This is a genomic window from Niveispirillum sp. GW835-FHT14G11, from assembly GCF_058793615.1.
This window is the reverse complement of the sequence record NZ_JBXAFZ010000011.1, coordinates 278,823-301,112: the sequence shown is the minus strand read 5'-3', so window position 1 is coordinate 301,112 and position 22,290 is coordinate 278,823. Positions and strand designations below refer to the sequence as shown.

Sequence of the window (22,290 nt, the reverse complement as noted above, 5' to 3'; positions counted from 1 at the left end):
GAGACCATCATGACGGCCATCGACAATCCCACCCGTCGCGAAAGCTTGAATATCCGCATCCAGGCCGATGATCGCAGCCTGATTGATCAGGCTGCGCGCTTGCTGGGCAAGACGCGGACAGACTTCATATTGGATGCGGCCCGGCAGGCGGCGACCGACGCGCTGCTGGATCGTACCCTGTTCCAGGTGGATGAGGCGGCTTATGCCGCCTTCGTCGCACGGCTTGATGCCCCGCCGGAACCCAATGAACGGCTGCTGCGCAGTCTGGGGCAGCGCCCTATCTGGGATAAGCAGGCGTGAGCCTGTCGGCGCCGCAGCCGCTGGCCGCTCATCATGTGCTGGAAGGCTTTTCCTCTGGTGAGCCGGCACTCGACCAATGGCTGATCCGTCGCGCCCGTGCCAATCAGGTATCGGGCGCCACCCGCACTTTCATTGCCTGTGACGGTGATCGTATCGCAGGATACTACGCCCTGGCATCTGGCGGCGTGGCGACAGTGGCGGCAACGGGACGGTTCCGTCGCAACATGCCGGACCCGGTACCCGTCATTGTCCTCGCCCGGCTGGCGGTGGACCTTTCCTGGCAGGGCAAAGGCCTGGGGCGGTCCCTGTTCCATGATTGCACGTGGCGGGTGTCGCAAGCGGCCGATCTGCTGGGCATCCGGGGCATTGTCGTTCATGCCATCTCTCCCCAGGCAAAGGATTTCTATCTGCGCCTGGGCTTCAATCCATCGCCGTTGGACCCGATGCTGCTGATGGTCACGCTGGACGATGTTCGGCGAGCGTTGGAGATTGATTGAGATAGTCCAGAATTCTTGAAAATCTCAAGAGGGCACAATGAATATCAGAACCATCCCCATCAAAATCTGGCCAAAAGGACTTGGCCTCGACCTGGCGAGAATATCGATACAAATTGAGACTCTGGCGCAAAGATTGAATGTTCCGCTTGAGAACGGATACGATAATCTTGATTATTACAAGGCGTTCATTCTTGATCTGAACATCGGCGTGGTGGCGTTCAATCGTTATAGAGGAATGCCAGATGGTTCCACGATAATCACCTGTATGGAAGGAAGCACCGACCTTCCGAAGCTGCTCTATGACATCCTCACCGCCCTTGGAATTGATGCGCGAGATATTGTCTGGACGTGTTTTTGGAACCACCCATTGCGTCAAGATTGATGCCCCCTCAAAACTCCACCAGCGCCGTCTTGACCTTCAAATTCGCCATATAGGCCTCGCGCCCCAGATCCTTGCCGATGCCGGACCGCTTGAAGCCGCCGGTGGGTAGCATGAAATCGTTGGAGCGGCCATAGCGGTTGACCCAGACCGTCCCCGCCTCCAGCCCGCGCACCATGCGCAGCGCCCTGGCCACGTCGCCCGTATGCACCCCGGCGGCCAGGCCATATTCGGTGTCGTTGGCCAGCGTCAGCGCTTCCTCCTCGTCCGCGAAGCTCTGCACCGTCAGCACGGGCCCGAAAATCTCCTCCCGCACCGCCTCCGCACTCCCATCCACCCCGGCCAGGATCGTGGGCTGATAATAGGACCCGTCCTGCGGCCCCCCCGCCCGGCCCCCGCCCGTCACCAGCTGCGCACCCGCCGCCAATGTGCGGCCGACGATGCCGGCGATACGGTCCAGCTGCGGGTGGCTGATGATGGGCGACAGGCTGGAGGCGGCATCCCAGGTGGGTGCGGCGTTCAGCGCCTTGAACCGCGCGGCGATCAGGTCCACCACCCGGTCGGCCACGCTGTCCTGCACGAGCAGGCGCGATCCGGCGACGCAGACCTGGCCGGCATTCAGCGTGATGGCGCGGGCCACGATGGCGGCGGTCTTGTCCAGGTCCGGGCAGTCGGCGAAGACGATCTGCGGGCTCTTGCCGCCCAGTTCCAGGGTCACCGGCTTGGGCCCGGTCTCTGCGCACGCCGTCATGATGGCGGCCCCGGTGCGGGTGGAGCCGGTGAAGGTCACCTTGGCCACCAGCGGATGGCGGCACAGCGGGTCGCCCACCGACCGCCCATCGCCCTGCACGATATTGAAGATGCCGGGCGGCAGCCCCGCCTCGATCGCCAGTTCGGCTACACGGACGATGGAAAACGGCGTCATCTCCGACGGCTTCAGGACGATGGAATTGCCCGCCGCCACGGCGGGCGCCACCTTCCACACCGCCATGACGATGGGCAGGTTCCACGGCGCCACCGCCGCCACCACGCCATAGGGCTCGGTGATGGTCAGGCCCAGCTTGTCCGGCGTCGTGGCCGCCACCTCGCCCCCCACCTTGTCGGCGAATTCGGCGTAGAAGCGGATGCATTCGGCGGCATAGGAGATGTCCCAGGCCCGGCATTCCGCCACCGTGCGGGTGGACCCCACCGCCTCCAGCAGGGCCAGTTCCTCCACATGGGTATCCAGCAGGTCGGCCCAGCGGCGCAGCACCCGCATGCGCTGGCGCGGGTCGGCCTTGGCCCAGCCGCTGTGCCGATAGGCGCGGTGCGCATCGGCCACCGCCTCATCCACCTGTCCCCGCCCCGCACTGTCCAGCACGGCATATTCACGCCCGTCGGACGGGCGGCGCACGGCGATTTGCGCGCCGATACCGGCGATACGGCGCCCGGCGATGACGTTGGAACCGGCGGGCAGGATCAGGCTGTCGGGATCAAAGGCGCTCAAAGGGTGACACTCCGGCTGGCATTCCATATGGTGCCATGAATAGGCCCGCCGGCGCGGCATTTGGTCGGGATCAGCCCGAACGGCCGCGCCACAATCTTCCGAATTAACCCGCATCCCGGCAGCGAATGCCATGCACCCGCGTCTATCATCGCCGCATGATACCTGGGTTTGCACCCACGGCAGTTCATGCCGCCGCAAGCCCGTGCCTTAGGGGGAAATCAGCATGGAAAAGGCGATCCGGCCCGCCGTGACGCTGCGGGCGATGACCGAAACGGATCTGGAGGCCGCACATGCCCTGTCGCGCGCGCTGAACTGGCCGCACCGGCTGGAGGATTGGCAATTCTTCCTGGAATTCGGCCAGGGTGTGGTGGCTGAAAAGGACGGCCAGGTGGTGGGCACCGCCATGTGCTGGCTGTTCGGGGACAGGGCCGGCACCCTGGGCATGGTCATCGTGTCGCCTGCCGCGCAGGGGCTGGGCATCGGGCGCCGGCTGATGGCTGCCGTCATGGAGATCCTGGGCGACCGCACCATGATGCTGCACGCGACGCAGGAAGGGCTGCCGCTGTACCAGTCCTTGGGTTTCGTCGCGGTGGGCGAGGTGTTCCAGCACCAGGGCACGGCCTTTTCCGTGCCGCTGCCCGACCTGCTGCCGGACGAGCGGGTGCGGCCCATGGGCCTGCGCGACATGGAGATCATCCCCGACCTGGATGCCCGTGCCACCGGCATGGACCGCCGCCGCCTGATCGCCACCCTGGACAAGGATGCCCTGGGCGTCATGCTGACCCGCGATCATGAGGTGGCGGGCTTCGCCCTGTTCCGCAAGTTCGGGCGCGGCTATGTCGTCGGGCCCACCGTGGCGCCGGATATCGGCGGGGCCAAGGCCCTGATCTCCCACTGGCTGGGGGCCAATGCCGGCATGTTCTGCCGCGTGGACGTGACGGAAGATAGCGGTCTGTCCCCCTGGCTGGACGAGCTGGGGCTGCAGCAGGTGGGCCGCGTCACCCGCATGATCCGCGGCACGCCCCTGCCCCGCGACGACGAATTCCACACCTTCTCCCTTGTCACCCAGGCGCTGGGCTGAACCATGACCAACCTGACCCTTTCCGATCCCGCCCTGTTCCGCCAGTCCGCCTTCATCGCCGGTGAATGGCGCCAGGCCGCCGGCATGGCCATGCTGGAGGTGGACAATCCCGCCGACGGTTCCATCCTGGGCAGCGTGCCGGCCTGCGGTGCCGAGGATGCCGAGGCCGCCATCCATGCCGCCCACGCCGCCTGGCCGGCCTGGCGGGCGCTGACCGCCGGGGCGCGGGCCGACCTGCTGGAACGCTGGCACGCGCTGATCCTGGCCCATACCGACGATCTGGCCCGCATCATGACCGCCGAACAGGGCAAGCCCCTGGCCGAAGCGGCAGGGGAAATCCGCTACGCCGCCAGCTTCGTGAAATGGTTCGCGGGCGAAGGCCGGCGCATCTATGGCGGCATGATCCCGGCGCCGGAATCCGACCGCCGCATCCTGACCTGGAAGGAACCGGTGGGGGTGTCGGCGATCATCACGCCCTGGAACTTCCCCGCCGCCATGATCACCCGCAAATGCGCCCCGGCACTGGCCGCCGGCTGCCCCGTGGTGATCAAACCGTCGGACCTGACGCCCTACAGCGCCCTGGCCCTGGCCGTGCTGGCCGAACGCGCCGGCATCCCGGCCGGCGTGTTCAATGTCGTCACCGGCCCGCCCGCCGGCATTGGGGCGGCACTCACCGGCTCGCCCCTGGTGCGCAAGCTGTCCTTCACCGGATCGACCCGCGTCGGGTCGCTGCTGATGGCGCAAAGTGCCGACAGCGTGAAGCGCCTGTCACTGGAACTGGGCGGCAATGCGCCGCTGATCGTGTTCGACGATGCCGACCTGGACGTGGCGGTGGCCGCGACCATGGCGTCCAAGTTCCGCAATGCCGGCCAGACCTGTGTGTGCGCCAACCGCATCCTGGTCCAGGATGGCGTCTATGAGAAGTTCGCCGACAAGCTGGCCGCCGCCGTCGCCACCCTGCGCGTTGGCCGTGGCGATGTCGCCAGCTCCACCATCGGCCCTCTGATCAATGACGCCGCCATCGCCAAGGTCGGCGCCCATGTCGACGACGCCCTGTCCAAGGGCGCGCAGGTGTTCGCCCGCGCCGAGGATGGCGGGTTGGGCGGCCGGTTCGCGGCCCCCACCATCCTGACCGGTGTCACCACCGCCATGCGCCTGGCGGCGGAGGAAACCTTCGGCCCCGTCGCCCCCCTGTTCCGCTTCAAGGCGGAGCGCGAGGCGCTGGACATCGCCAACGACACGCAATTCGGCCTGGCCGCCTATTTCTACACCGAGAACCTGCACCGCGCCTTCCGCGTGGCCGAGGGTCTGGAGGCCGGGATGGTGGCGCTCAATACCGGGTCCATCGCCATGGAGATGGCGCCGTTCGGCGGCATCAAGCAATCCGGCCTGGGCCGCGAGGGCGGGCCGACCGGCATCGAGGAATATCTGGAAACCAAGGCCTTCCATATCGGCGGGCTTAAAATGCATGAGGCTTCGTAAAGCCATGAAAAGCTACAAGATCGCCGTGATCCCCGGCGACGGCATCGGCAATGAAGTGATGCCGGAAGGCATCCGCGTGCTGGAAAAGGCGGCCAGCCTGTACGGCTTCACGGTGGAACAGCAATGGCATGATTTCGCCCATTGCGACTATTACCTGAAGCATGGCCGCATGATGCCGGAGGACTGGAAGGCACAGATCGGCCAGCCGGACGCCATCTTCTTCGGTGCCGTCGGCTGGCCCGCCAAGGTGCCCGACCATATCTCGCTGTGGCAGTCGCTTCTGCAGTTCCGGCGCGAATATGACCAGTATGTCAACCTGCGCCCCGTGCGCCTGATGCCGGGCGTGCCCTGCCCCCTGGCCGGTCGCCAGCCGGGCGATATCGATTTCTGGATCGTGCGGGAAAATACCGAGGGTGAATATTCATCCGTGGGCGGCACCATGTTCCCCGGCACCGACCGGGAATTGGTGATCCAGGAAACGGTGATGACCCGCCATGGCGTCGACCGCGTCCTGAAATACGCCTTCGACCTGGCCAGCCGCCGGCCCAACCGGCACCTGACCTCGGCCACCAAGTCGAACGGCATCGCCATCACCATGCCCTATTGGGACAGCCGGGTCGAAGCCATGGCCACCAAATACCCGGATGTGCGCTGGGACAAGTACCATATCGACATCCTGACGGCCCAGTTCGTGCTGAACCCCGACCGGTTCGACGTGGTGGTGGGCTCCAACCTGTTCGGCGACATCCTGTCCGACCTGGGCCCCGCCTGCACCGGCACCATCGGCATCGCCCCGTCGGGCAACATCAATCCCGACCGCACCGGCCCGTCCCTGTTCGAACCCGTCCACGGCTCCGCCCCCGACATTGCCGGGCAGGCCATCGCCAACCCGGTGGGCCAGATCTGGTCGGCCGCCATGATGCTGGAACATCTGGGAGAGGTGGAAGCGGCATCCGCCATCGTCACCGCCATCGAACGCACCCTGGCCGAACCCGCCCTGCGCACCCGCGACCTGAAGGGCACCGCCGACACCGGCACCTGCGGCAAGGCCGTGGCGGCGGCGCTGGGGTAAGGGGTTGGCGCAGGACTCCCGCGAATTTTGGGCACTTCCGTTGCCACACTCTCCACCGTCACCCCGGCGAAGGCCGGGGCCCAGATGACAAGCACTTTGCTCTACGAACTGGGCCCCGGCCTGCGCCGGGGTGACGGTGGAAGGGGCTTCTACGGTAATGCAAATCCACTTACCGGGGTGAGTGTGGAGAGTGTTATTGCCCCTTACAGCGCGGATTTTCGCGGGGAGGCAGGCAAGCCAATCCCGCACCGCATTCTAGGACAAAATTCCCCGTCAACCTCGACTTCCGCCGCCGTTTTGTGATAGGATTAATTTCCCCATCACCTGCGGAGTGCTGCGCCATGTCCTCCCTGTCCCACAATCCCTACGACAAAGACCACGCCACCCTGACGCCGAAGGAACAGTCGGAAGCCTGGTGGCGCGGCTCGTCTGACCGGTTCGTGAAGCCGTTCACGGAGGATGTGCGCTTCACCAGCTGCAACCATCTGATGGAAGGATATAATTCCCGCAAGCTGGATGAGGCTACCTGGGCCAAGGTCGCCTTCCACCTGGCGGCCGGCGTACCGATCATCAAGATCGCGGAGCATTACAAGCTGTCGCGCTCCACCATCTGGCGGGCGCTGGGCCGGTCGCATAACCTGCGCCGCCGCGTGGCGGAGGAACGGGCCCTGATGCGGCGGGAGGCCGACAGCCGGTTCGTGGCCATGCGCGAACTGGTGGTGGATACGCTCTACCGCGCCGTGGCCGACGGCAATATGCGCGCCACCCTCTGGGCCGCCGACCGGCTGGGCCTGGGCGCGGAACTGCTGCAACAGGCCGAACACCCGCCCAGGCCCGGCTATGCCCGCATGCCCCACAGCTGGCTGCCCAGCGCAGAGAAGACGGCCGCCATCCTGGCCGATCTGGACGCCCCGGCGGACAGCCCCGCCCCCCTGCCGGTGCTGGAGGAATGTCCCGCCATGGCCGCACCGCGCAAGCGCCACCGCCGCGTGCCCCTGCATCCGCATGGTTTCGAGCCGCCGCATCCGGCCAGGGCCGCCACGGCAACCTGTTCCCCTTCGCCGGACGCTCTCCCGAATGTTCTCCCGGACGCCGCCCAGGATGCTCTCCCGGATGCTCCCGCCACGGACACGCTCACCGCCGCCACCATTGATCCGCCTTCCCGGCGAATGCCGAGACCCAGGGGCCAAGCGCCCGACCTCACCGCAGCGGACAGCGACGAAACCGCGACCGTCACGGCGAGCGGCCCCTGGGCCCCGGCCTCCGCCGGGGAGGCGGCAGAGGGTAATCAAACTGTCGTCCCCCTCCCCGATCCCCTCTCCCCCGACCTCACCGCCCTCGCCCCCGAACCCGTCCCCGCCATCAATGTCGAAACCGTCCCCACCGCCGATATCGTCCCCGACCCCGTGCCGCATCTGCCGCCGCTGGATGCCGACCCGATGGGCCAGACCGGTGACCCGCTGCCCGATTTCCCGGCCGACCTGCGCTGGCGCGGCAAGCCGGCCCGGTGCAAGGTCAGGGCCTCGGCCCCGCCCGTGCCGCACTATCCCGGCCCCTCGCTGCGGCTGACGCGCGGTTCCTACAGCATCCACCGCCGCGCCGCCCCGCGCGTGCTGGCCTGGATCCTCCATAACAGCCTGCCCATCGCCGATGGCGTCGATGGTGCCAGCGGCCTCTCCGCCGCCCGCTGGGCCGTCCGGTCCCGGTGGATGGCCTGGGGCGACAAGCCGCCCATGGACCTGTGCGACAGGGGCGACATCACGTCGCGCGATGTTTCACAGGGCCGTCGCCGACACGGAGATGGGGATGGGTATTGAGGATGCCGCTCTCTCTTTACCGTCATCCCGGCGCAAGCCGGGACCCAGGGGCCACAGGATCAAACCTCAAAGCAGTGTTGATCAGCGCTGCCGCGCGGTCGGGCGCTTGGCCCCTGGGTCCCGGCTTGTCGCCGGGATGACGAAGGAGGGTGTGGTTCATGCCACGCTCCCACGGCATAACATGCCGCGCCATCCCCCCAAATCCCACCGCCCCCGCCGATCCGCCCCCGACAACAGCGCCAACCGCGTCCGTTGTGGGCCTAGTCTCATGCCCAGACCTTCCTTCCAGGACCCGGCAGATGCTGAAGCGCAACCGTTCCATCCTTGATATCGACCGGGATCACCTGATCCACCCCGTCACGTCCTTTCACGGGCATGAGGCGCGGGGCGCCACCCTGCTGGAAAGCGGCAAGGGCATGTGGCTGACGGATATCGACGGCAACCGTCTGCTGGACGCGTTTGCCGGCCTGTGGTGCGTCAATGTCGGCTATGGTCAGGACAGCATTGTGGAGGTCGCGGCCGAACAGATGCGCCGCCTGCCCTATGCCACCGGCTATTTCCATTTCGGCAGCGAGCCGGCGGTCAGGCTGGCCGAACGGCTGGTGGAACTGACGCCCGCCTCCCTGACCCGCGTCTATTTCACGCTGGGCGGGTCCGACGCGGTGGATTCTGCCGTCCGCTACATCACCCATTACTGGAACGCGGTGGGCAAGCCGGCCAAGAAGCATTGCATCGCCCTGGAGCGTGGCTATCATGGCTCGTCTTCCGTCGGTGCCGGCCTGACGGCCTTGGCCAATTTCCACCGCTTGTTCGATCTGCCGCGCCCCTGGCAGCACCATATCCCCTCCCCCTACCCCTACCGCTCCGACCTGGGGTCCGACCCGGCGGCCTTGACCGCCCGCTCGGTTGCCCAGTTGCGGGCCAAGGTCGATGAAGTGGGTGGCCCCGACAATGTCGCCGCCTTCTTCTGCGAACCGATCCAGGGGTCGGGCGGCGTCATCGTGCCGCCGCCGGGCTGGCTGAAGGCGATGCGGGAGGCGTGCCGGGACATGGACATCCTGTTCGTGGCGGATGAGGTCATTACCGGCTTCGGCCGCACCGGGCCGATGTTCGCGTGCGAGGATGAGGGGGTGGAACCCGACCTGATGACCATGGCCAAGGGCCTGACCGCCGGCTATGCCCCCATGGGCGCCGTGCTGATGTCGGAACAGATCTATCAGGGCATCGCATCGGCTGCGACGGGTGGCGACGTGGTCGGCCACGGCTTCACCTATTCCGGCCACCCGGTCAGTGCGGCCGTGGGGCTGGAGGTGATCCGGCTTTACACCGAAGGCGGCATCCTGGCCAACGGCCAGACCCGCGGCGCCGATTTCGTCGCCGGGTTGGAGTCTCTGGCCGATCACCCCATGGTCGGCGATGTGCGCGGCCGCGGCCTGCTGGGTGCGATCGAGCTGGTGTCCGACAAGGCGACCAAGGCCCGCTTCGACCCATCCCTGGGCCTGTCCGACCGGCTGTTCCGGCAGGGTTATGCCAACGGCGTGATCTTCCGCGCCTTTGGCGACAATATCATCGGCCTGGCGCCGGCCCTTTGCTGTGACGCATCCGAAATGGCGTTGATTTTCCAGCGCATCCGGCAAACTCTCGATGATCTGCTGGCGGCTCCGGATGTCCGGGCGGCCCTGGTCTGATCTTCAGGTTTATGTCTTCATCCATCGGGGAAAAGGCAGTCGAAACATGATACCGGGACCCAAGTTGGATCGGATCGACCTGAAGATCCTGGCGCAGCTCCAGCAGGCCGGCCGCATCACCAATGTCGAGTTGGCCGACGCCGTCGGCCTGTCGCCCAGCCCCTGCCTGACCCGCGTCAAGCGGCTGGAAAAGGCCGGCTACATCACCGGCTACGGCGCCCATGTCAACTTGGCCAAGCTGGGCGAATTCCTCACCGTCTTCACCCAGGTCACTCTGACCGAACATCGTTCCGGCGACTTCTCGCGGTTCGAGACGCGCATCCGCAAGATCGACGAGATCGTGGAATGCCATCTGGTCAGCGGCGGTTACGACTATCTGCTGAAATTCGTCACCCAGGGCGTGGCCCACTATCAGACCATCATCGAAGGCATGCTGGAGGGCGATTTCGGTATCGAGAAATACTTCTCCTACGTCGTCATCAAATCGCCCTTCATCAAGCACCATTACCCGATCCAAACCCTGTTCGGGGAAGGCTGATCCCATGCCCGACGCGCTCGCCGACCTTCTCCCCGCCCTCACTGCGCTGCGCCGTGATATCCACGCCCACCCCGAACTGGGCTTCCAGGAACACCGGACATCCGCCCTGGTTGCCGCCACCCTGCGGGAGATCGGGCTGGAGGTGCATGAAGGCATCGGCGGCACCGGCGTCGTCGGTGTGTTGCGGGCCGGCTCGTCGGACCGCACCATCGGCCTGCGCGCCGACATGGACGCGCTCGCCATTCAGGAAGCGACGGGCCTGCCGCATGCCAGCACCCATGCCGGCATCTTCCATGGCTGCGGCCATGACGGCCACACCACCATGCTGCTGGGGGCCGCCCGCCATCTGGCCCGTACCCGCCATTTCGACGGCACCGTGCATTTCATCTTCCAGCCGGCGGAGGAAGGGTTGGGCGGTGCGCGCGAGATGGTCAGGGATGGGCTGTTCACCCGCTTCCCCTGCGCCCGGGTTTTCGCCCTGCATAACTGGCCCGGCCTGCCGGCCCACCATGTCGCCACCCGCCCCGGCCCGATCATGGCCGCCGCCGACAAGTTCGAGATTGTGGTCAACGGCAAGGGCGGCCACGCCGCCATGCCGCATGTCACCCCCGACGTCATCCTGGCCGCCTCGGAAATGGTGGGACAGCTCAACACCATCGTCGCCCGCCGCATCGCACCCACCGCCACCGCCGTCTTGTCGGTGACCTGCATCCAGGGCGGCCATACCCATAATGTGATCCCCGCATCCGTCACCCTGGGCGGCACCGTCCGCACCTTCGAACCGGATGCGCAGGACCGGATTGAGGCCAGCCTGCGCCAGGTGGTGGAAGGGGTGGCCCTGGCCCATGGCGTCACCGCCGACATCGCCTATGACCGCTATTACCCCGCCACCATCAACGATGCCGAAGCCGCCGCCGAGGCGCTTGCCGTGGCCGCGAAAATATCCCCCCACGCCTTCACCGCCCCTGACCCCGCCTTCACGTCGGAGGATTTCGCCTTCATGCTGAATGCCGCCAGGGGCGCCTATCTCTGGCTGGGCCAGGGCGACACCAGCCCGCTCCACCACCCCCACTATGACTTCAACGACGCCATCATCCCCACCGGCATCCGCCTGCATGCCGGTCTGGTGGAGGCGCTGCTGGCCGCCTGATGCCAACGGTCAACGATGGATATTGACCGTTGGCATCGTTCGGACACCGATCAAAAATTGGGACAGCAACCGCCTCACGCGATGGCTGCGAAGTCGGTGGAAACCGACAGGTCGCGCCATTCGGCCACCAGGGCCGCGTCGCTTTCATGCTTGGCCAGGATGGCGGCCACCGTATCGCTGCCCAGCGGCAGGCGCACCGGCGGGTTCGGGGCCTCGACAAAGCCGATCACCGCCTGGGCCAGCTTGTTGGGGTCGCCGGGCTGCTTGTGGCTGACCTGGGCCGCGAAGTCGCGAACGGCCCCGGACGTCGCGTCATAATCGCCGATGCGCAGCGGGCTGACGGTCAGGGAGGTGGCGTCCAGGAAGTCGGTGCGGAAATAGCCCGGCTCGATCGCCGTGGCATGAATGCCCAGCGGCGCCAGTTCGGCGGCCAGCGCCTCCGTCAGCCCCTCCACCGCGAACTTGGTGGAGCAATAGACCCCGAACCCCGCCCCGCTGCGATACCCGCCGACGGACGAGAAGTTCAGGATATGGCCCGACCGCTGGCGCCGCATATGGGGCAGCACGGCGCGGGTCACGGACAGCAGGCCGAAGACATTGGTGCGGTACAGCGCCTCGATCTCCGCCCCCGTCGCCTCCTCCACCGCGCCCAGCAGGCCATAGCCGGCATTGTTGACCAGCACGTCGATGCGCCCGAACCGCTCCACCGCAGCCTTGGCCGCCGCATGGGCCTGTTCCTCCTGCGTCACGTCCAGGGCGATGGCCAGCAGGTTGGGGTGGCTGCCCAGCCGTTGGGTGACGGCGTCCGGCTTGCGGGCCGTAGCCACGACATTGTCGCCCTTGGCCAGGGCCTGCTCGGCGATCAGGGCGCCAAAACCACGGGAAGCGCCAGTGATGAACCAGGTACGCATGGGATCTCTCCATTGTCGATCATGTATCGGGCCGGTCCGTCCGGCGCCTGGAGAGATGTTTACGCCCGCAGCGTTGCTGAGATAATCGACTGGATATTCCGCAAGCTGGTGAGTAATTTTCATCAATGGTACATGTGACCGCCGCCGACCTGTCCTGTTTCCTGGCCATCGCCCGCCATCGCAGCTTCCGCCGCGCGGCGGATGAGTTGGGCTGCACCCCCTCCGCCCTGAGCCATGCCCTGCGGCAGTTGGAGGAACGGCTGGACCTGCGGCTGGTCAACCGCACCACCCGCTCGGTGGCATTGACGGAAGCGGGGGAGCGGCTGTTCGCCCGCGTCGGCCCCGCCTTCCGCGATATCGATGATGCGCTGGACGATCTCAACAATCTGCGGAGCGTCGTGTCCGGGCGGCTGCGGATCAACGCGCCGCGCGTCTCCGCCCGGCTGCAGCTGCTGCCCGTCGTCACCCGCTTCCTGGCCCGCTATCCGGGCGTGCAGGTGGAGATCGTGGTGGACAATGCCCTGGTCGATACCGTGTCGGAGGGCTTCGATGCCGGCGTGCGGTTCGGGGAGACCATTGCCAAGGACATGATCGCCGTCCCCCTGGGCCCGCGCCAGCGCACGGCCATCGTGGCATCCCCCGGCTTCTTCGACGGGCACCCCAGGCCAGTGACGCCCGAACAGTTGAAGAATCTGCCCTGTATCAATCTGCGCTTTGGCAGCGGCCGGCTCTATGCGTGGGAATTCGAACGCGGCGGGATCGAACTGTCGGTGGCGGTGGAAGGCTCGCTAATCCTGGACGATACCGACCTGATCGTCGACGCTGCTCTGGCCGGGGCCGGCCTCGGCTTCACGTTCGAGGAGCAGGTGAAGGGCCATGTCGCCGACGGGCGGCTGGTGCGGGTGCTGGAGGATTGGTGCCCCTATTACAGCGGCGTCTATCTCTATTATCCGTCGCGCCGGCAGATGCCGGCTGCGCTCAGGGCCTTCGTGGATTTCGTGCAGGCCGACAATGGTCGAAGAGGCCCGGCTTGACAGCGGGCGCGGCGCAGTCGATTAGCTGTCAAAACAGTTCCTTGGACGCGCTCGTGCGCGCGGGGGCTTGTCGGAGGAAGCGAGATTGACGCAGCAATCCATGTCCCGTCGGGACGTGCGCACCCTGGCCCTGGCCGCCCTGGGCGGGGCGCTGGAATTCTACGATTTCATCATCTTCGTCTATTTTGCCGCGACCATCGGGCAATTGTTCTTCCCCCCGGAACTGCCGGACTGGATGAAGCAATTGCAGACCTTCGGCATCTTCGCGGCCGGTTACCTGGCCCGCCCCCTGGGCGGCATCGTCATGGCGCATTTCGGCGACCGGCTGGGCCGCAAGCGCATGTTCACGCTCTCCATCCTGATGATGGCCATCTCCACCCTGGGCATGGGCCTGCTGCCCACTTACGCTCAGGTCGGGATCATCGCACCGGTGGCGCTGCTGGCCCTGCGCGTGATCCAGGGCGCCGCCATCGGGGGCGAGGTGCCGGGCGCCTGGGTGTTCGTGGCCGAACATGTGCCGCCGAACCGTATCGGCCTTGCCTGTGGTACCGTCACCTGTGGCCTGACCGTGGGCATCCTCTTGGGCTCGCTGGCCGCCACCGGCCTGAATACCCTGTTCACGCCGGATGTGATCCTGGACCATGCCTGGCGCCTGCCCTTCCTGCTGGGCGGCGTGTTCGGCTTCATCTCGGTCTATCTGCGCCGCTGGCTGGCGGAGACGCCGGTTTTCCGGGCCATGCAGGAACGCAAGACCCTGACGGCGGAGTTGCCGCTGCGCGTGGTGGCGCGCGATCACCTGCGCGGCGTGGCTGTGTCCATGGCCCTGACCGGCCTGCTATCCTCGGGCATCATCGTGCTGATCCTGATGACTCCGGCCATCCTGCAAAAGGCCTATGGGTTCGACGCGGCCACCGCGCTCACCGCCAACAGCGTCTCCACCGTCTTTCTGTCCATCGGCTGCATCTTGGCCGGGCTGATCATCGACCGCATCGGCGGGGCGCGGTTCTTCATGTTCTTCAGCCCGCTGCTGGCCATCTCCGCCTTCACCATGTTCCTGGTGCTGCGGGTGGACCCGTCCTGGCTGCTGCCCTTATCGGCCCTTGTCGGCCTGTCGGTGGGCACCATCGGGGCCGTGCCGCATGCCATGGTACATGTGTTCCCGGCCTCGGTGCGGTTCAGCGGCCTGTCGGCCTCCTACAACCTCGCCTATGCGGTGTTCGGCGGCCTGACGCCCATCGCCGTGACCATGATGCTGCAAATCAGCCCCCTGGCCCCGGCTTTCTATGTACTGCTGTTTAGCATTGTCGGCGTCATCACCGGCTTCGCGTTGCGCAAGTACAAGGCGCTTTAACCCTCGGCCCGCCAACGGCGCAGCAGCAGAGCATTGGCCACGACGCAGACGCTGGACGCCGCCATGGCCGCCCCCGCCAGCATCGGATTCAGCAGCCCGGCCATGGCCAGCGGCACGCCGACCATATTATAGATGAAGGCCCAGAACAGGTTCTGCCGGATCTTGGCCACGGTGCGGCGGGACACGGCGATGGCATCGGCCACCAGCGACGGGTCGCCCCGCATCAGGGTGATGCCGGCCGCGCGCATGGCCACATCCGTACCGGTGCCCATGGCGATGCCGATATCGGCGGCGGCCAGGGCCGGGGCATCGTTGATGCCGTCACCGACCATGGCCACCACCCGCCCGCCATTCTTCAGTTTGGCCAGCGCGTCACCCTTGTCCTGCGGCTGCAATTCGGCCAGCACCTCGTCCACGCCTAGCAGCGCCGCGGTGGACGCCGCTGCCCCCGCATTGTCGCCCGTCAGCATGATGGTGCGCACGCCCAGCTTGCGCAGCCGGGCGATGGCGGCGGGCGCGGTTGCCTTCACCCGGTCACCAAACGCGATCAGCCCCAGCACGGCCCCGTCCGCCGCCAGATAGGACAGGGTCCGCCCCTGCGCCGTCAGGTCACGGGCCATGGTGTCCAGTACGGTGATGTCGATGCCGCGACCGGTCATCAGCCGCGCATTGCCCAGCAGCAGCGTGCGGCCCTCCAAGTCGCCCCCCACCCCCAACCCGGGCAGGGCACGGATGTCGGATGCCGCCGGCACGCCCGGCATGGCGTCCAGCACGGCGGCGGCCAAGGGATGGCTGCTGCCAACCTGCAGGGCGGCGGCCAGGCGCAGGACCTTATCCCGGTCGCTGCCGGGTGCCGCCTGTACCGCGGCGATGGCGGGCTTGCCATCGGTCAGGGTACCGGTCTTGTCGAAGGCCACTACGGCGATATCGCGGGCCCGCTCCAGCGCCTCGGCATCGCGGATCAATATGCCGGCCCGCGCGGCCACCCCCGTCCCCACCATCAGCGCCGTGGGCGTGGCCAGACCCAAGGCGCAGGGGCAGGCGATGACCAGGACGGACACGGCATTGATCAGCGCCACCTCCAAACCTGCGCCCGCCAGCAGCCAGACGGCCAGGGTCAGCAGCGCCAAGACCAGGATGACGGGCACGAATACCGCCGACACCTTGTCCACCAGCCGCTGCACGGGCGCCTTGGCGGCGCCGGCCTCTTCCACCATACGGATGATGCGCGATAGCGTGCTGTTGGCCCCCAGGGCGCCGGCCGTCACGGCGACGAACCCGTCCAGGTTCATCGCCCCACCGGTGACGCGCGCTCCCACCCCCTTGGACACGGGCAGGCTCTCCCCCGTCAGCATGCTTTCATCCAGATGGGTGGCCCCCTCCAGGATGGTGCCATCCACCGGCACCTGCTCCCCCGGCCGGACCAGCGCCACGTCGCCGCGCTGCAATTGTGCGATGGGCAGGGTGACCTCCACCCCGTCGCGGCGCACCCGCGCCACCTGGGGGCGCAGCGCCATCAACGCCTCGATGGCCGCCCCCGTCCGGCGCTTGGCCCGTGCCTCCAGCCAGCGGCCCAGCAGCAGCATGGCGATGATCACCGACGCCGCCTCGTAATAGAGATGCGGGTTATGGCCGGGATGGGCATCTGCCCACATCCAGCCCGACAGGCCCCAGGCCGCCAGCGTACCCAGCACCACCAGCACATCCATGCTGGCCGCCCCGTGCTTCAAGGCGTTCCAGGCCCCGGCATAGAAGGGCCAGCCCAAACCGAACTGCACCAGGCTGCCCAGCCCGAACTGCGCCCAGGCCGGCAGCGCCGGCCCACCCAGCATGGGCAGCAGTAGCGGTAGTGACAGGCCGATGGCCAGCGCCGCCCGCGCCCCCTGCCCCAATCCGGCATCGGTGGGGGCCGTCACGGCGGCATGGTCATGATGATGCGGTTTGTCCGGCACTTGCCCTTCCGGCACCACGCCATAGCCGGCGGCCGTGACGGCGGCGGCCAGGTCGGCATCACTGACATCGGCGGCGTCGATCAGGGCCGTCGATGTCGCCTGGGAAATCTTCACCTCGATCACGCCGGGCACGGCGCGCAGGGCCTTCTCCACCTTGCCGACGCAACCCGCACAGCGCAGGCCGGTCAGCCGCAGCCGCTTGGGCTCCACCACCGGCGTGAACCCTGCCTCGGCAATGGCCGCCACCACGGCGGCCGGCATCTTCGCATCGGCATCGGCGGCCGGCGTCACCAGCACGCGCTCACCCGGCAGATTGACGGTCACCGCCGCCACGCCGGGCAATTTCCCCAAAGCCTTCTCAACCCGCCCCACACAAGAGGCGCAATGCATGCCCTTCACAGGCAATGACAGGATCGCGGACGACATCCCAAACCCCTTCCGGCCCCAAAGGCCGGTCTCCGGATAACGTCCCCCCTTTCTGAACCTTCCCATCATGGCAAGGTCAAGGGGATATTTTCATGGTCGTTTCCCGTCAGGCGCCGGCTTCCCGGCCGGAAATGGACCTGTCCATTGCACTGACCCATGGAGCACTATCCAAGCCTATATCATCGGCATATTCAGGAGTCCGTCCCATGGAGAAGAAATCACGCGCTGTCACCCGGGGTTCCCTGGTGCTGCTGTCGGCGCTGGTCGCCCTGCCCGTGGCGGCGGCGGAGAAATCCTGGACCCTGGCCGGCGGCTCGCTGGAAGTGTCAACCCCTTGCGCCCGGCAGGTTGATATCGTCCCCGCTTCCTCCGTCCGCGAGATCAGCGTCAGCGCCACCGCCGACCATCAGGAGGAGATCGACGCCCTGTCCGTCGCCAGCAGCGGCAACAGGGTCAAGGTGACGAAGCAGGGGGAGCGCTGCCCCTTCTCCCGCAGCCGCAAGCAGGAAACCCTGCGCCTGACCATCACAATGCCGGCCGGCAGCGACCTGTCGGTGCGCGATGGTGGCAGCGGCGATTATCGGGTCACGGTGCCGGTGGACCGGCTGGACCTGAGCCTGTCCGGTTCCGGCGGTCTGAAGGCCGAGCGTGTGGCCGGGCCGCTTGACGTCTCCCTGTCCGGCTCCGGCGGGGCAGCAATAGGAGAGATGGCCGGAAAGCCGGCCACGATCCGCGCGTCGGGCAGTGCCGACGTTTTGATCGGCGGCACGATCGGGTCCCTGGAGATCGACCTGTCCGGGTCCGGCGGGGTCGCGGTGGCCGCGGCCGGTGCCGCAAACCTGGAGACCAGAGGGTCGGGCGCCATCCGTGTCGAGAACCTGGACGGCGCACTGTCTTTCGACGCATCAGGATCGGGCGGGCTGAAGGTCGGGTCGATCCAGGCGCCCAGCGTCAAGATCCGCACGTCGGGCGATGGCGGCGTCTCCATCGGCAATGGCCGCATCGGCAGCCTGCAGGTCACCTCCCACGGCAGCGCCGATGCCCGCATCGACGCTACTGCGGACAGGGCCGAACTGTCGACCAGCGGCAGCGGCACCATCGATGTGCGTCAGGTATCCGGCACGGTGTCGCAAAAGCAAACGGGGAGCGGCACCATCCGCATCCAGGGTTCCTGACGCCGGACACCATCCAGGGAGCGTCGGAGCGCCTGGCTCCCCGTTTTGAACGGGGAGCCAGGCATCACCAAACCACCGGGTTCTTCTATGCCAAGGCGATTCCCGCCTTCATTCATTTTCGTCTTTGATCTTCCCTCAGCTATCCAGATAGCGTCCCCGGACGGTCATGATCCCCGCCGACAGGCCGGCGGCCAGGACGACGGGCACCATGGCCATGGCAACCCCGGCCGGCCCCCAGCCTTGGCCCAGCAGATGGCCCGCCACCAGCGGCCCGGCGATGGACCCCACACGCCCCACAGCGATGGCGGCACCGGTGGCCAACCCGCGCACCGCACCCGGATAATAGAGCGGGATCACCCCATAAAGCGAATATTGCGCCCCCAGCAGGAAGAACCCGGCCAGCCCTGCCATTATCAGCACGGGCACCAGGCTTTCCGCCCCCGCCAGACCGAACATGGCCAGCGCCAGGCATGGATATGCCGCCATGATGGGGATGCGGGGCCCCAGCCGATCGACCAGGATGCCGATGCCCCAGGCGCCCACGACGCTGCCGGCATTGAAAGCGAAGGCGGCACCAGCTCCGCCAACCCCGCCCAGCCCCTTGGCCGCCACCAGCGACGGCAACCAGTTCAGCATCAGATACAGCACCAGCAGGGTCATGCCGAAGGTGAACCAAGCCAGCAGCGTGATCAGCAGCCGACCTTCCCCGAACAGCGCCTGTACCGCACCTGGCCGCTCGGCACCCGCGGCGTTGGCCGAACGGATGTCAGGCATCAGCCGCAGCATGGCCGGCAGCAGCAGGATGGGCAGCACGCCCCCCGCCAGGAAGATGGAATGCCAGCCGAACCGCTCCAGGAACCCGGCCGCGAACAGGGCGGCCAGCGCCCCGCCCGCCGGCATGCCGGCGAACATCAGGGTGATGGTGCGGGTGCGCCGTTCCGGTGGTGCGATCTCCAGCGCCACGGCCACCAGGCTGGGCATGGCGGCTCCCATGCCGGCCCCGGCCAGGAACCGGTAAACGCCCAGGGATACGGGACCCGTCGCGACCAGCGTGGCCAGGGTGAACAGGCCGAAAATGGCCACGCAGACCATCAGCAGGCCCTTGCGCCCCATCCGGTCGGCCAGCCAGCCGCCGGTGACGGCGCCACAAACCAGGCCCGCCATGCCGGCCCCGAACACCAATCCCGCCTGGCCGGGCGACAGGCCCAACTGCGGAATCAGATAGGGGGCGGCGACGCCGATGGCCTGGATGTCGAACCCTTCCAACAGCGCGATGAAGAAGCAAAGCAACAGCGTGACGCGGCCGCGTGGCACAGTCTGGGCCGATGCGCCCATGGGTAACCTCCCGTTTCACGCCCCTCGTCGCGGGGGCTTGCATGATGTCGGATGGCATCATACAGATTCTTGTTATCGATCATAATCATTAAATTGGACAAGGGTTGGAATTGACGGTTAAAATCTGTCTCACCCGTCCACCACGGGCTTACCGTCCCAGGCGGAAGGCGGAACCGGCAGCTTGCTGCTTCCGCTGAAGGCTGAGAGAGATGATCCGGCCGCCGTCGATCTACCCTTGCAGCGGCAACAGATATGTTATATAACATAACTAATAGCGGCCGGAACGGCCCCATCCGGGAGGAATTGCGCATGAGCACCCATCTTGATGCCGCCCTGCTGATCGGCGGCACAACGCGTCCGGCCGCCGACGGGCGCAGCTTCACCCGCCGCAACCCGCTGACCGGCGGGGTGGCCAGCACGGCCGCATCCGCCAGCGTCGCCGATGCGCAGGCCGCGGCCGACGCGGCGGCTGCCGCCTTCCCCGCCTGGTCGGAAACCGGCCCCAACGCGCGCCGCGCCCTGCTGGTGAAGGCGGCCGATGCGCTGGTCGCCCGCATGCCCGACTTCATCGCCGCCATGGCGCAGGAAACCGGGGCCACCGCCGGCTGGGCCGGGTTCAACGTCACCCTTGCCGCCTCCATGCTGCGCGAGGCGGCGTCGCTGACCACCCAGATCAACGGGGAGGTCATACCGTCCGACAAGCCCGGCTGCATCGCCATGGCTATGCGCCAACCGGTGGGCGTGATCCTGGGCATCGCACCCTGGAACGCCCCGGTCATCCTGGGCGTGCGCGCCGTCGCCACGGCGCTGGCCTGCGGCAACGCCGTGATCTTGAAAGCGTCGGAACTGTGCCCCCGCACCCATGCCTTGATTGGCGCGGCGCTGGCCGATGCCGGCTTTCCGGCAGGTGTGGTCAATGTCATCACCAACGCCCCGGAAGATGCCGGCGCGATCGTCGGCGCCCTGATCGACCATCCCGCCGTCCGCCGCATCAACTTCACCGGTTCCACCCGCGTTGGCCGCATCATCGCCGAGCGGGCCGGCCGTAACCTGAAGCCGGTCCTGCTGGAACTGGGCGGCAAGGCGCCGTTCGTGGTGCTGGACGATGCCGACCTGGACGAGGCGGTGAAGGCCGCCGCCTTCGGCGCCTTCTTCAATTCCGGCCAGATCTGCATGTCCACCGAACGCATCGTGGTGGACAGCAAGGTCGCCGACGCATTTGTCGAAAAATTCGCCGCCAAGGCCGCCACCCTGGTGGCCGGTGACCCGCGCGAGGGCAAGACGCCGCTGGGTTCCGTCGTCGATCCGCATGCGGTGACGACCATCCAGGCCCTGATCGACGATGCCGTTGCCAAGGGGGCCAAGCTGTATCAGCCGACGCCGACCAGCGGCACGCTGATGTCGGCCGCCATCCTGGACCATGTCACGCCCGCCATGCGCATCTATGCCGAGGAAAGCTTCGGCCCCGTCACCACCATCGTGCGGGTGGACGGGGAGGATGCGGCGATCCGCACCGCCAACGATACCGAGTACGGCCTGTCGGCCGCCATCTTCACCCGGGACGCGGCACGCGGCCTGCGTCTGGCCCGGCGCATCCAATCCGGCATTTGCCATGTCAACGGTGCCACCGTCCATGACGAGGCGCAGATGCCGTTCGGCGGCGTCAAGGACAGCGGCTATGGCCGGTTCGGCGGCAAGGCCGGTATCGATGCATTCACCGAACTGCGCTGGATCACGCTGGAAACGCTGCCGGGCCATTTCCCCATCTGATGATATTCCCCTTTCAGGAAGAACAGCATGAGCACCGAAGACACTGTCGCGTTCGATGTCGTTGATGGCATCGCCTGGGTCCGCTTCAACCGCCCGGAAAAGCGCAATTGCATGAGCCCGACCCTGAACCGCCGCATGATGGAGGTTCTGGACGAACTGGAATTCCGGGACGATGTCGGCGTCCTGGTCCTGTCGGGTGAGGGCACGGCCTGGTCGGCCGGCATGGACCTGAAGGAATATTTCCGCGAGACGGAGGAAAAGGGCCTGGGCGCCACGCGTCAGGCCCAGCGGGAGAGTTATGGCTGGTGGCGGCGCCTGCGCTGGTACCAGAAGCCGACCATCGCCATGGTCAATGGCTGGTGCTTTGGCGGCGGTTACGGCCCGCTCTATTCCTGCGATCTGGCCATCGCGGCGGAAGAGGCCAAGTTCGGCCTGTCGGAGATCAACTGGGGCATCCTGCCGGGCGGCGGCGCCACCAAGGTGGTGGTCGATCTGATGCCCCTACGCGACGCCATGTACCATGCGATGACAGGCGAGGCCATCGACGGCAAGAAGGCCGCCGAATGGCGTCTGGTGAACGAGGCGGTGCCGCTGGCTCAGCTAAAGGACCGGGTGACGGAAATCGCCAAGGTGCTGCTGGAAAAGAACCCGGTGGCGCTGAAGGCTACCAAGGATGCCGTGCGCCGGGTCAAGGAAATGACCTATGACAATGCCGAGGACTTCCTGGTCCGCGCGCAGGAGGCGGCCAATTCCTACGACAATGACGGCCGCAAGGAAGGCATCCGCCAGTTCATCGACGAGAAGAGCTACAAGCCCGGCCTGGGCGCTTATAAGCGGTAGAAGCAG

Annotated in this window: 19 protein-coding genes; 15 read left to right on the top strand and 4 right to left on the bottom strand. The window is 66.9% G+C overall.

What is annotated here, in order from left to right:
• Positions 1–9 precede the first annotated feature (9 nt).
• Genes AC1Q7F_RS21120 through AC1Q7F_RS21110 form a run of 3 tightly spaced genes read left to right on the top strand, consistent with a single transcriptional unit; the run spans position 10 to position 1,179 of the window.
• On the top strand, positions 10–300 hold the full coding sequence (locus AC1Q7F_RS21120; RefSeq protein WP_492510516.1) for a type II toxin-antitoxin system TacA family antitoxin: 291 nt from the start codon (positions 10–12) through the stop codon (positions 298–300).
• On the top strand, positions 297–797 hold the full coding sequence (locus AC1Q7F_RS21115; protein ID WP_492510515.1) for a GNAT family N-acetyltransferase: 501 nt from the start codon (positions 297–299) through the stop codon (positions 795–797). Before AC1Q7F_RS21120 ends, AC1Q7F_RS21115 begins: the two co-directional genes overlap by 4 nt.
• Before the next feature lie 37 nt (positions 798–834).
• Complete coding sequence (locus AC1Q7F_RS21110; RefSeq protein WP_492510514.1) at positions 835–1,179, top strand: hypothetical protein; 345 nt, start codon at positions 835–837, stop codon at positions 1,177–1,179.
• A 7-nt stretch (positions 1,180–1,186) separates the two neighbouring features.
• Here AC1Q7F_RS21110 and AC1Q7F_RS21105 read toward each other — a convergent pair whose 3' ends face one another.
• A complete protein-coding gene (locus AC1Q7F_RS21105) occupies positions 1,187–2,662 on the bottom strand; it encodes an aldehyde dehydrogenase family protein (RefSeq protein ID WP_492510513.1) in 1,476 nt (491 codons plus the stop codon).
• 223 nt (positions 2,663–2,885) lie between these two features.
• Here AC1Q7F_RS21105 and AC1Q7F_RS21100 point away from each other — a divergent pair, with 223 nt between their 5' ends.
• The 7 genes from AC1Q7F_RS21100 (at position 2,886) to AC1Q7F_RS21070 (ending at position 11,490) form a co-directional block, all read left to right on the top strand.
• Complete coding sequence (locus tag AC1Q7F_RS21100; protein WP_492510512.1) at positions 2,886–3,743, top strand: GNAT family N-acetyltransferase; 858 nt, start codon at positions 2,886–2,888, stop codon at positions 3,741–3,743.
• Between the two features lie 3 nt (positions 3,744–3,746).
• Positions 3,747–5,225: an NAD-dependent succinate-semialdehyde dehydrogenase gene (locus AC1Q7F_RS21095; RefSeq protein ID WP_492510511.1), complete on the top strand. Its 1,479-nt coding sequence runs from the start codon at positions 3,747–3,749 to the stop codon at positions 5,223–5,225.
• Positions 5,212–6,297 (top strand): tartrate dehydrogenase, encoded by a 1,086-nt coding sequence (locus AC1Q7F_RS21090; RefSeq protein WP_492510510.1) that lies wholly within the window; start codon positions 5,212–5,214, stop codon positions 6,295–6,297. The genes AC1Q7F_RS21095 and AC1Q7F_RS21090 overlap by 14 nt, the downstream gene beginning before the upstream one ends.
• Positions 6,298–6,638: 341 nt before the next feature.
• Entirely contained in the window at positions 6,639–8,114 is a 1,476-nt protein-coding gene (locus AC1Q7F_RS21085; RefSeq protein ID WP_492510509.1) for a hypothetical protein, read from the top strand.
• Between the two features lie 299 nt (positions 8,115–8,413).
• Positions 8,414–9,802: an aspartate aminotransferase family protein gene (locus AC1Q7F_RS21080; protein WP_492510508.1), complete on the top strand. Its 1,389-nt coding sequence runs from the start codon at positions 8,414–8,416 to the stop codon at positions 9,800–9,802.
• Between the two features lie 64 nt (positions 9,803–9,866).
• Positions 9,867–10,340 carry an Lrp/AsnC family transcriptional regulator gene (locus AC1Q7F_RS21075; RefSeq protein WP_492510507.1) on the top strand — a complete coding sequence of 158 codons (474 nt, stop codon included), beginning with the start codon at positions 9,867–9,869 and terminating at the stop codon, positions 10,338–10,340.
• A gap of 4 nt (positions 10,341–10,344) precedes the next feature.
• Positions 10,345–11,490: a M20 aminoacylase family protein gene (locus AC1Q7F_RS21070; RefSeq protein WP_492510506.1), complete on the top strand. Its 1,146-nt coding sequence runs from the start codon at positions 10,345–10,347 to the stop codon at positions 11,488–11,490.
• Positions 11,491–11,564: 74 nt separating this feature from the next.
• Here the strand turns inward: AC1Q7F_RS21070 and AC1Q7F_RS21065 are convergent, their stop codons facing one another.
• Positions 11,565–12,401, bottom strand: coding sequence for an oxidoreductase (locus AC1Q7F_RS21065; protein ID WP_492510505.1), 837 nt, complete (start codon positions 12,399–12,401; stop codon positions 11,565–11,567).
• Positions 12,402–12,526: 125 nt separating this feature from the next.
• Here AC1Q7F_RS21065 and AC1Q7F_RS21060 point away from each other — a divergent pair, with 125 nt between their 5' ends.
• Positions 12,527–13,435: a LysR family transcriptional regulator gene (locus tag AC1Q7F_RS21060; RefSeq protein WP_492510504.1), complete on the top strand. Its 909-nt coding sequence runs from the start codon at positions 12,527–12,529 to the stop codon at positions 13,433–13,435.
• 100 nt (positions 13,436–13,535) lie between these two features.
• The gene (locus AC1Q7F_RS21055; RefSeq protein WP_492510503.1) at positions 13,536–14,786 is read left to right on the top strand and encodes an MFS transporter; all 1,251 of its coding nucleotides are present in this window, start codon (positions 13,536–13,538) and stop codon (positions 14,784–14,786) included.
• Here AC1Q7F_RS21055 and AC1Q7F_RS21050 read toward each other — a convergent pair.
• Positions 14,783–17,164 carry a heavy metal translocating P-type ATPase gene (locus AC1Q7F_RS21050; protein ID WP_492510502.1) on the bottom strand — a complete coding sequence of 794 codons (2,382 nt, stop codon included), beginning with the start codon at positions 17,162–17,164 and terminating at the stop codon, positions 14,783–14,785. The genes AC1Q7F_RS21055 and AC1Q7F_RS21050 overlap by 4 nt on opposite strands.
• A gap of 206 nt (positions 17,165–17,370) precedes the next feature.
• On the opposite strand from AC1Q7F_RS21050, the gene AC1Q7F_RS21045 reads away from it, so the two are divergent.
• Positions 17,371–18,339, top strand: a complete 969-nt coding sequence (locus tag AC1Q7F_RS21045) for a GIN domain-containing protein (protein ID WP_492510501.1) — start codon at positions 17,371–17,373, stop codon at positions 18,337–18,339.
• Positions 18,340–18,474: 135 nt separating this feature from the next.
• On the opposite strand, the gene AC1Q7F_RS21040 is transcribed toward AC1Q7F_RS21045, so the two are convergent.
• Positions 18,475–19,674, bottom strand: coding sequence for an MFS transporter (locus AC1Q7F_RS21040; RefSeq protein WP_492510500.1), 1,200 nt, complete (start codon positions 19,672–19,674; stop codon positions 18,475–18,477).
• Positions 19,675–19,983: 309 nt separating this feature from the next.
• Between AC1Q7F_RS21040 and AC1Q7F_RS21035 the strand changes: the two genes are divergently transcribed.
• Together AC1Q7F_RS21035 and AC1Q7F_RS21030 are read left to right on the top strand one after the other, a co-directional pair.
• Positions 19,984–21,444 carry an aldehyde dehydrogenase gene (locus tag AC1Q7F_RS21035; RefSeq protein ID WP_492510499.1) on the top strand — a complete coding sequence of 487 codons (1,461 nt, stop codon included), beginning with the start codon at positions 19,984–19,986 and terminating at the stop codon, positions 21,442–21,444.
• Positions 21,445–21,471: 27 nt separating this feature from the next.
• Positions 21,472–22,284: a p-hydroxycinnamoyl CoA hydratase/lyase gene (locus AC1Q7F_RS21030; protein ID WP_492510498.1), complete on the top strand. Its 813-nt coding sequence runs from the start codon at positions 21,472–21,474 to the stop codon at positions 22,282–22,284.
• Positions 22,285–22,290: the final 6 nt, after the last annotated feature.